The organism is Geobacillus thermopakistaniensis (assembly GCF_000498995.1).
GTDB classification, from domain to species: domain Bacteria; phylum Bacillota; class Bacilli; order Bacillales; family Anoxybacillaceae; genus Geobacillus; species Geobacillus thermoleovorans.
In genome coordinates this window covers 20095-29916 of sequence record NZ_AYSF01000040.1, presented here as the reverse complement: position 1 = coordinate 29916, position 9822 = coordinate 20095, and the positions used below count along the sequence as shown (strand labels likewise).

Genomic DNA, 9822 nt, shown 5'->3' with positions numbered 1-9822 from the left:
GCGTTTGATGAGAAAACGCCGCCGAAAAGCCTTCGGACGTGAACAAAATGCCGGTCGGCATGCCTAAATAAATGATTTGCTTGTCGTCCGTCACAAACCCGGAGCTGTGGAACGCCTGCGTGAACTTGACCGTGCCAAAGTCAAATTCGCGCGCCCCGCCGATGTTCATGCCAAACGTCTCGACGCCTTGCCAGCTTAAATACGTCGCCAGCTCAAATGTGGCCACGACAAGGGCGTTGTTCCGCTTGGCGATTTCAACCGTATCGCCGACATGATCCCCGTGCCCGTGCGTCAACAAAATGACATCCGCTTTCACATCCGCCGCGTTCAAATCGGTCGTCGTATTGCCGGTGATGAACGGGTCGATCAAAATCGTTTTTCCGTTCGTCTCAATGCGGACGACCGAATGGCCATGGTAGCTGATTTTCATCGTCACATCTCTCCTTTCCACTACACATGATTCGCCGCCGCCCATCCATTCCCTTCTTTTCCCTCCTGTCCATTTACAAACGGCCCGTTTCTTGATACGCTCAAAATGGACGATCAAGAAAAAAGGAAGGAAGGGAACGATGAACCAACGGCTGGATGCTTTTTCATCATGGCTTCAACATCATGATGATTCATTTGCCTTCATTACGTCAAGCGCCAACGTTTTTTATTTGAGCGGCTTTTTTTGCGATCCACACGAGCGGCTGCTTGCATTGCTTGTTTTCCCTGACAGCGAGCCCGCGCTCGTCTGTCCGCAAATGGAAGTCCCGCGCGCCCGCCGGAGCGGCTTTGGGTATACGGTGATCGGCTACGACGACAGCACCGACCCATGGGAAGAGATCGGGCGCCATCTCGAAGCGCGCGGCGCAAAACCCGGCTTGATTGCCATCGAGAAAAACCATTTGTCGTTCGCCCGTTTCGAGCGTCTCTCGGCATTGTTTCCAAACGCCAAGTGGCACGACGCCGAAGAAAAGCTGCGCCAGCTTCGCCTGATCAAGGATGAGCAGGAAATGAAGGTGTTGCGCCAGGCGGCGGAACTTGCCGACAAAGCGATCGAAATCGGCGTCTCGGCCATCCGCCCGGGCGTGACAGAGCTCGAACTTGTCGCCGTTATTGAATATGAGCTGAAAAAACTCGGCGTTGAAGGGATGTCGTTTCCCACGACCGTGCTCACGGGCGCAAAATCAGCCGATCCGCACGGCGTGCCGGGAACGGCGGCGGTCGCACCAGGCGATTTCGTGCTGTTCGATTTGGGCGTCATCGTCGATGGGTATTGCTCCGACATTACCCGCACCGTCGTCTGTCAGACGGCAAGCGACGAACAGCGGCTCATTTACGATACCGTTCGGCGCGCCCAGCAGGCGGCGATCGACGCCTGCCGCCCGCAAACCGCGATGGGCGAGATCGACCGCGCCGCCCGAAACGTCATCGAACAAGCCGGCTACGGAGACTATTTCACCCACCGCGTCGGGCACGGCTTAGGGATCGAGATCCACGAATACCCATCGCTTCATGGCGCCAACAACGAACCGCTCGCCCCCGGCATGGTGTTTACAATCGAACCAGGCATTTACGTCCCATCCATCGGCGGCGTGCGCATTGAAGACGACGTCGCGGTCACGGATCATGGGGTTGAGGTGTTGACGTCGTTTTCGAAGGAGTTGATCATTGTTTAACGAGAGAGGCCATTGGCAAAAGCTGCCGCGAATGAGCGCATCAAAAAAGCTGTCCACCGGCCCGATCCCCAAGCCGATTCGGACAGCTTTGTTTTCTCATCGCCATCAAGGCGGCTCCATCTTCATTGTTTCATCCCTGCAGCAACGAATGAACATCCGTATACGGCATGTTGTGCGCCGCCGCGACCGCTTCGTACACGATGTGCCCGTCGAGCGTGTTGATCCCTTTTAACAGCGCCGGGTTATCCAAGCACGCGGCGCGGTAGCCTTTGTTGGCGATTTGCAAGGCGTATGGGATCGTGACGTTCGTAAGCGCGAATGTTGACGTACGCGGCACAGCGCCCGGCATGTTCGCGACAGCGTAATGGACGACGCCGTGCTTGACGTATGTCGGATCGTCGTGCGTCGTGACGCGGTCGGTCGTTTCAAAAATGCCGCCTTGGTCAATGGCGACGTCGACCAACACCGAGCCTGTCGTCATCGAGCGCACCATCTCTTCCGTCACAAGCTTCGGCGCTTTCGCCCCCGGGATCAAGACGGCGCCGACGACCAAATCGGATTCGCGCACGCACTCGGCGATATGATACGAGTTGGACATCAACGTCGTCACTTGGTCGCCGAACAAATCATCGAGCTCGCGCAGCCGCTCGGCGTTAATGTCCAAAATCGTCACGTCCGCCCCGAGGCCGACCGCGATTTTCGCCGCGTTCGTCCCCGCTGTGCCGCCGCCGATGATCGTCACTTTGCCGCGCCGCACCCCGGGCACGCCGCCAAGCAAAATGCCTTTCCCGCCGTGCGGCTTCTCGAGAAACTGGGCGCCGACTTGCACCGACATGCGGCCGGCGACTTCACTCATCGGCGTCAACAGCGGCAGCGAGCCGTTCGCAAGCTGCACCGTCTCGTAAGCGATGCCGACCACTTTTTGCTCGACGAGCGCTTTCGTGAGCGCTTCGGCCGCGGCTAAATGCAAATACGTAAACAAAATCAATCCGGGGCGAAAATAGCGGAACTCCTCAGCCAGCGGTTCTTTCACTTTCAACACCATCTCCGCCGCCCAGGCATCTTCCGCTTTCGTCACGATCACTGCCCCGGCTTTTTCATACTCGGAATCGGAAAAACCCGACCCAGCGCCGGCTTCCGTCTCCACATACACGTCATGCCCCGCTTTGACGAGCGTCATCACGCCTGCCGGAGTGATGGCGACGCGGTTTTCATTGTTTTTGATTTCTTTTGGAATGCCGATCTTCATTACTTTTTCCTCCTTTTTCCTTCCCGCTTCTTCTTTTATTGTGCCCCGTTTCGCGCAAAAGCAAACGAAAAAGGAGGAGGCGCTGTTCTCAACGGAAAAGGTGGCGGTAAATGACGTTCGCTCCGCCGGTGACGTCAATGACGGCGCCGGTGATGAAATCCGAGTCGTCCTCGCATAAAAACGCGATCACGCGGGCGATATCTTCACCAGTCCCCGGGCGTCCGACCGGCGTTTCCGCATCCCGCCTGGCGCGGGCGTCGGCGATCCCCGCCTCTTTCATGGCGCCGACAATATTGCCTGGGCACACCATATTGGCGGTAATGCCATATTCCGCCTCTTCCAGGGCGATCGTTTTCGTCAGCGATACAAGCCCGACTTTCGCCGCGCCGAACGCCGAACGGTGCACCCAGCCCGGGGCATCCGCCGCTCCTTGAAATCCGTACGTAATGATGCGGCCAAACCGTTGTTTTCGCATAATCGGGATCGTCCTTCTCACTAAATGGAAGACCGAGCTCAAATTGCCTTCAATCATTTCGTACCATTCGTTTTCCGTATAATCGGCCAGCTTTTTCCGTTCAAAAATGTACGGCCCTGCATTGTTGATGAGGCAGTCAATGCGGCCAAACCGCTCCATGGCGGCGTCCACAAGCGCCGCTAAATCGTTTTTGTCCGTCACATCTCCCTGCACAAACTGGAGGCGGTCAGCGGCGCCGCGGTACTTCTCGGCAAGCGAGCGCACCGCCTGTTCATCGCTCCGGTAGTTCACCGTCACCGAGTAGCCTTTATCAAGCAGCAGCTCGGTCACTTTTCTCCCCAATCCTTTCGCTCCGGCCGTAATCAAGGCGTGCCGCACCCTTCTCCCTCCTCGTCGCGATTTGCTGTCTCATTTTTACTTTACTACAAACCGGAGCGAATACAAAAAAATAACCATAACGCGCAGGCGCTATGGCTATTCGCCGACTTCGCGGCGCGGGTCGTAATACGATTCATCCTCGTCAACAATGCCGCTTTCATACGACTCGGTAATTTGCTCGGTGATCGTCCGCACTTCCTCCTCATCGTACTGCCAGTCGTTATACCGCTTTTCCATTGCTCTTCCTCCCCTGTTCACAAAATCTCAATATATGGCCTAGTTTCTCGTCAAAGGGCGATGGGTATACCATATATAGAGATAGCATTTTTAACCAAAGGGAGGGGAGAACATGACCATGACCTACCAAACGATCGTCGTCGCCGTCGATGGCTCGAAAGAAGCGGAATGGGCGTTGAAAAAAGCGATCCAAATCGCCAAGCGAAACGGAGCGAAACTCATTTTGTCCCACATCATCGATTTGCGCGGGTTCACAACCGTGGAAGCGCACGATTACGCCCTCGCCGAACGGTCGGAGCAATATGCGAACGAACTTCTGGAACGGTATAAAAACGAAGCCATCGCCGCCGGGCTCGACGATGTGGACATCGCGGTCGAATTCGGCTCGCCGAAAGTGAAAATCGCCAAAGACGTCGCTCCGAAATACAAAGCCGATCTCATCGTTTGCGGGGCGACCGGTTTAAACGCTGTCGAACGGCTCTTGATCGGCAGCGTTTCCGAAAACATCGTCCGCCATGCGAAATGCGATGTGCTCGTTGTAAGGACGCCGAAAGAATAATGTCTTCGTCACATGAAGCAGATGGACCGAAAAACTTCCTTGTCCGATGCGAAAACATGTGACGGTCAAAAAAGAACACCCCGCCGTTACGGGGTGCTAAGCAACTGTTTCGCCTTCGCCAGCGCCGCGCGCACTTCGGCAAAACCGGTGCCGCCGGCGCTGTTGCGGCGGTTGACGGCCGTGCGCGGGTGCAAGGCGTCATAAATGTCTTCTTCAAAAAGCGGCGACGCTTCTTTGTACACGTCAAGCGGCAAATCAGCCAAAAAGACGCCTTGTTCGATGCAATGCAAGACGAGCTTGCCGACGATTTCATGCGCCTCACGGAACGGGACGCCTTTCGCGGCCAAGTAATCGGCAAGCTCGGTCGCGTTTGAAAAGTCTTGTTTCGTCGCCCGCTCCATCACGTCCGTGCGCACGTTCATCGTCTCAATCATACCGGTGAAAATTTTCAGCGACCCGATGACCGTCTTTACTGTATCAAACATGCCTTCTTTATCTTCTTGCATATCTTTATTGTAAGCAAGCGGCAGCCCTTTCATCACCGTGAGGAGCGCCATCAAGTGGCCGTACACGCGGCCGGTTTTGCCGCGGATGAGTTCGGCCATGTCCGGGTTTTTCTTTTGCGGCATGATGCTGCTGCCGGTCGCAAACGCATCATCCAGCTCAATGAACTGAAACTCTTGGCTTGACCAAAGAATCAACTCCTCGGCCAACCGCGACAGGTGCATCATGAGCATTGAACTGTTGCTTAAAAACTCGATGATGAAGTCGCGGTCGCTCACCGCATCGAGGCTGTTTTCGTAAATATCGGCAAAGCCCAAAAGCTCCGCCGTCCGATGCCGGTCGATCGGAAACGTCGTCCCGGCGAGCGCCCCGGCGCCGAGCGGCGAGCGGTTGATGCGCTTTTGCGACTCGGAAAACCGCTCATAGTCGCGCTCGAGCATCCAAAAATAAGCCAGCAGATGGTGGGCGAACGAAATCGGCTGCGCCCGCTGCAAATGCGTATATCCGGGCATGATCGTTTCGACATGCTTTTCGGCTTGAGCGACAAGCGCCCGCTGCATCCCGCGGATGAGGCCGAGAATCTCTTCAACCCGCTTGCGCAAGTATAGATGCATATCGGTCGCCACTTGGTCGTTCCGGCTCCGTCCAGTGTGCAGCTTGCCGCCGACCGGTCCGATGTCGTCGATGAGCATTTTTTCAATGTTTAAATGAATGTCCTCGTAGGCAATGGAAAATTTGAGCTCCCCTTGCTTCGCCTTTTCCAACAGGCGGATGAGCCCGCCTTTGATCTGCTCTACATCGCCTTCAGGCAGGATGCCGCATTCGCCAAGCATCGTCACATGGGCAAGGCTGCCTTCAATGTCTTCTTCAACGAGCTCTTGGTCGAATGGGATCGACGCGCCAAACTCGTCGACCCATTCTTCCGCTGTTTTCGTAAACCGTCCGCCCCAAAGCTTTTTCACGAATCTCGCCGCAGAGGAATGCGACTTCCTCCTTCCTTTCATGAAGTTCCCTTCATTTTCCTTCATTGGCCGGTCGGCACTGACGCCTTGTTTTGCTTGTTCACGATGCTGTGCACTTTCGTCGGCAGGCCGTACAGCGAAATGAATCCGACCGCCGCTTGATGGTCAAATTCATCTTCGGACGTGTATGTTGCCAATTTTTCATCATAGAGCGAGAACGGCGATTTGCGCCCTTCGACGATCGCATGGCCTTTAAACAGCTTCACGCGCACGACGCCGGTGACGTTTTTCTGCGTTTCTTTCAAAAACGCGACCAACGCGTCTTTCAGCGGTGAGAACCAAAGGCCGTTGTAAATGACTTCGGCGATTTTTTGTTCGATGATCGGTTTGAAATGGGCGACTTCTCTCACCAATGTCAAGTCTTCCAGCTCTTTATGCGCTTTAATGAGCGTGATCGCCCCTGGGCATTCGTACACTTCGCGCGACTTGATGCCGACAAGGCGGTTTTCGACGTGGTCGATGCGGCCGACGCCATGCTTGCCGGCCAACGCATTCAGCTCCAAAATCAATTGCGCAAGCGGATACGCCTTCCCGTTTAACGTCACCGGCACGCCTTGTTCAAAGCCGATCTCGATGACATCCGGCACATCCGGCGCGTTCTCAAGCGAAGCCGTCAGCTCATACGCCTCTTCCGGCGGCGCCGCCCACGGGTCTTCCAAAATGCCGCACTCGTTGCTTCGTCCCCACAAGTTTTGGTCGATGGAAAACGGGCTGTCAAGGTCAACCGGAATTGGAATGCCGTGCTTTTTCGCGTATTCGATTTCTTCCTCGCGCGACCAGCTCCACTCGCGCACCGGGGCGATCACGTCCAAATCTGGATTGAGCGCTTTGATCGACACTTCAAAGCGCACTTGGTCGTTCCCTTTCCCCGTGCAGCCGTGGGCCACCGCCACCGCGCCTTCAAGCTCGGCGATTTCAACGAGTTTTTTCGCGATGAGCGGACGCGACAGCGCCGAAACGAGCGGATATTTCCCTTCGTACAACGCGTTCGCCTGCAAGGCGATGAGTGCATACTCGTTCGCAAACTCGTCTTTGACGTCGATCACGTACGATTTCATCGCGCCGACTTTGAGCGCTTTTTCTTTCACGAAATCGAGGTCTTTCCCTTCGCCAAGGTCCAAGCAGCACGCGATCACATCATAGCCGCGCTCCTGAAGCCATTTGATCGCCACCGATGTATCTAAACCGCCCGAGTAGGCCAACACCAATTTTGGATTTGCCATGGTCGTTCTCCTCTCCTGTCACATAAATATACTTAAATATAAATAAATATTCAAATTGAACACATTATCACTTTATCAGCTTTCCCGTGATTTTTCAATACTTATTCAATAAAAAGAATAAAAATTCCTCACCGATATGCGGAAATGTTTCGTATAATAGAAAAAAAGGAGGCGGCAAGAATGAACGGCATCTTCATCGACGACAAGCGGCTCGGCATCCGCGTGCCGCATCTGGACAAGCCTTGGGAGGACTACAGCCCAAACGAACAAGAGGCGATTTTACTGGAATGGGAAACGATCCGCGGCTTGATCCCCGACCGCATCGCCGAACTGGAGCGGGAAATCAACGAAAAACAAGACGCGCTCGGCCAAGAAGCGGATTTTGCGCGCTCGTGCCAGCTCAATGCTGACATCGCCGAGCTCGCTTCGATCGTCAACGATTTATGGATTTGGTATCGCACCGCTCCATCCGTTTCATCGCCGACACGGAAAAAAGCGGGTCGAAAAACCATAACACCCCATAACAAATGAGCGCCGATGCCGCTTGTCCCCTTTTTGAAGACGGCAGACAAACCATGCGGCCGCAACAATTTTGACGAGAAGATCGAGGATTGATGCGGCGGATTCCGCCGCGATGACGAAGGATACGCTGTCGCAAACGAAAGCTTTCTTGGCGATTGAAGAGGAGCACTCAAGCTGGAGAGCTCCTCTTTTTTCATTCTATCCCCTTTCTCAAACGATTTCCATTTATTATCCGCCAAAAATATATTGAATTTTATTTTTATTTCAATTATTATTGATTTGACTCCTTTTCACACAACGGAGGGATCAGACATGGCCAACCATCTATCACCCGCTTCTATCATTCAATCGTTTTCTTGGGATCAGGCATTCGCCCACTACGACGGCGATCCGCGCGGACGGTTCAACGCCGCCCACGAAGTATGCGACCGGTATGCCGAGGATCCGAATCGCATTGCGCTGTTTTATGAAAACGCTTTAGGAGAGCAAAAAACGATCACCTATCGGCAATTGCGCGATTGGTCGAACCAAATGGCGAACGTGTTCCGCAAGCTGGGCGTGAAAAAAGGGGATCGCGTCTGCGCGCTGATGCCGAAAAACCCGGCCCTTGTCGTCTACATTTTGGCGGCTTGGAAAGTCGGCGCCGTGTATGTGCCGCTCTTTACCGCGTTTGGCCCGCAGGCGATTGAATATCGCATCAACCATTCCGAGGCGAAAGTCCTCTTGACGAACAAGGAACAGCGCGCCAAACTGCCGCCGCGGGACAACATGCCGACATTGGAGCACATTTTTGTCATTGACGGATCGTCTCATGATCAAGACCAGCCATTTTGGGAAACGCTTTCATCGATGCCGACTGAGCACTCGATCGAAGAAACGACGGTCGACGATCTGCTCGCGATTCAGTATACGTCCGGCTCGACCGGGATGCCAAAAGGCGCTATGTGGCCGCATAACGTGCTCATCAACATTTATCCGTATATGCGCTATGCGATTGGCCTGCGCGATGACGATGTCTTTTTCGGCGGGGCGGATCCGGGCTGGGCGTACGGGCTGATCTTTTGCACCTTCGCGCCGATGGCCTTTGGCGTGCCGATCGTCTTTTACGAAGGGCCGTTTAAGCCGGAGACGTGCTATTCCTTGATGGAAAAATACCGGGTGACCAATTTCGCGTACGCCCCGACCGCGTATCGGGCGATGGCGGCGGCCGGCGCGGACGTCATTCGCCGCTATCAACTGAACGTGCGCGCCATGAGCTCGGCCGGCGAGCCGCTCAATCCGGAAGTCATCCGCTTTTTCCAAGAGCATTTGGGCGTTACGATCCATGACCATTATGGCTTGTCGGAAACGTTGATGCTGATCGGAAACTTCAACGCCGCCGAGATGGAAATCCGGCCAGGCTCGATGGGATGGCCGCTGCCGGGCTTTGACGTGGCCCTGCTCGATGAGAATGGAACCCCAGTCGCCGACGGCGAAGTCGGACAAATTGCCTTTAACACCGACTCGATCCCAAACGTCTTTAAGGGGTATTGGAAAGACCCTGAAAAAACCGCCGAGCGGCTCGTCGGCAAGTGGTTTTTGACCGGCGATTTGGCGACAAAAGACGAAGACGGGTATTTCTGGTTCCAAGGACGGGCGGACGACATCATCTCGAGCGCCGGCTACCGCATCGGGCCGTTTGAAATTGAAAGCTGCCTCCTTGAGCATCCGGCTGTCGTCGAAGCAGCCGCCGTCGGGAAGCCGGATCCCGTCAAAGGGGAAATCGTCAAAGCGTTTGTCGTGCTCAGAGAAGGCTTTGCGCCGTCGGACGAGCTGGCCGAAGAGCTGTCCTTGTTCGTCAAAACGCGCTTATCCAAACATGAATACCCGCGCGAAGTCGAATTTGTCACCGAATTGCCGAAAACGCCGAGCGGAAAAATCCAGCGGTTCATCCTGCGCAATCAAGAAAGGGAAAAGCAGAAAAAAGCCTAACCCATAAAGAGGATGCCC

General features: G+C 54.9%; 10 protein-coding genes. 4 read left to right on the top strand and 6 right to left on the bottom strand.

Annotated elements, in window-relative coordinates; genetic code table 11:
• Window positions 1-430: metal-dependent hydrolase (locus T260_RS131330; protein ID WP_023633837.1), on the bottom strand; the 430-nt coding region annotated here is incomplete at its 3' end.
• Window positions 431-569: 139 nt separating this feature from the next.
• On the opposite strand from T260_RS131330, the gene T260_RS131335 reads away from it, so the two are divergent.
• Entirely contained in the window at window positions 570-1664 is a 1095-nt protein-coding gene (locus tag T260_RS131335) for a M24 family metallopeptidase (RefSeq protein WP_023633836.1), read from the top strand.
• A 130-nt stretch (window positions 1665-1794) separates the two neighbouring features.
• Here the strand turns inward: T260_RS131335 and ald are convergent, their stop codons facing one another.
• The 3 genes from ald to T260_RS1000000139935 all read right to left on the bottom strand — a co-directional run bounded on the left by ald (window position 1795) and on the right by T260_RS1000000139935 (window position 4003).
• Window positions 1795-2913: an alanine dehydrogenase gene (ald, locus tag T260_RS131340; protein WP_023633835.1), complete on the bottom strand. Its 1119-nt coding sequence runs from the start codon at window positions 2911-2913 to the stop codon at window positions 1795-1797.
• A gap of 88 nt (window positions 2914-3001) precedes the next feature.
• On the bottom strand, window positions 3002-3766 hold the full coding sequence (locus T260_RS131345; RefSeq protein WP_011232227.1) for an SDR family oxidoreductase: 765 nt from the start codon (window positions 3764-3766) through the stop codon (window positions 3002-3004).
• Between the two features lie 96 nt (window positions 3767-3862).
• Entirely contained in the window at window positions 3863-4003 is a 141-nt protein-coding gene (locus tag T260_RS1000000139935; protein WP_011232228.1) for a hypothetical protein, read from the bottom strand.
• Between the two features lie 112 nt (window positions 4004-4115).
• On the opposite strand from T260_RS1000000139935, the gene T260_RS131350 reads away from it, so the two are divergent.
• A complete protein-coding gene (locus T260_RS131350; RefSeq protein WP_021322122.1) occupies window positions 4116-4562 on the top strand; it encodes a universal stress protein in 447 nt (148 codons plus the stop codon).
• A gap of 86 nt (window positions 4563-4648) precedes the next feature.
• Here the strand turns inward: T260_RS131350 and argH are convergent, their stop codons facing one another.
• Window positions 4649-6028, bottom strand: a complete 1380-nt coding sequence (gene argH, locus T260_RS131355; RefSeq protein ID WP_021322121.1) for an argininosuccinate lyase — start codon at window positions 6026-6028, stop codon at window positions 4649-4651.
• A gap of 62 nt (window positions 6029-6090) precedes the next feature.
• Entirely contained in the window at window positions 6091-7311 is a 1221-nt protein-coding gene (locus T260_RS131360; protein ID WP_011232231.1) for an argininosuccinate synthase, read from the bottom strand.
• A 180-nt stretch (window positions 7312-7491) separates the two neighbouring features.
• On the opposite strand from T260_RS131360, the gene T260_RS131365 reads away from it, so the two are divergent.
• Together T260_RS131365 and T260_RS131370 are read left to right on the top strand one after the other, a co-directional pair.
• Window positions 7492-7842, top strand: a complete 351-nt coding sequence (locus tag T260_RS131365; protein WP_023633833.1) for a hypothetical protein — start codon at window positions 7492-7494, stop codon at window positions 7840-7842.
• A gap of 303 nt (window positions 7843-8145) precedes the next feature.
• Window positions 8146-9804 (top strand): acetate--CoA ligase, encoded by a 1659-nt coding sequence (locus tag T260_RS131370; protein WP_021322119.1) that lies wholly within the window; start codon window positions 8146-8148, stop codon window positions 9802-9804.
• Window positions 9805-9822 lie beyond the last annotated feature (18 nt).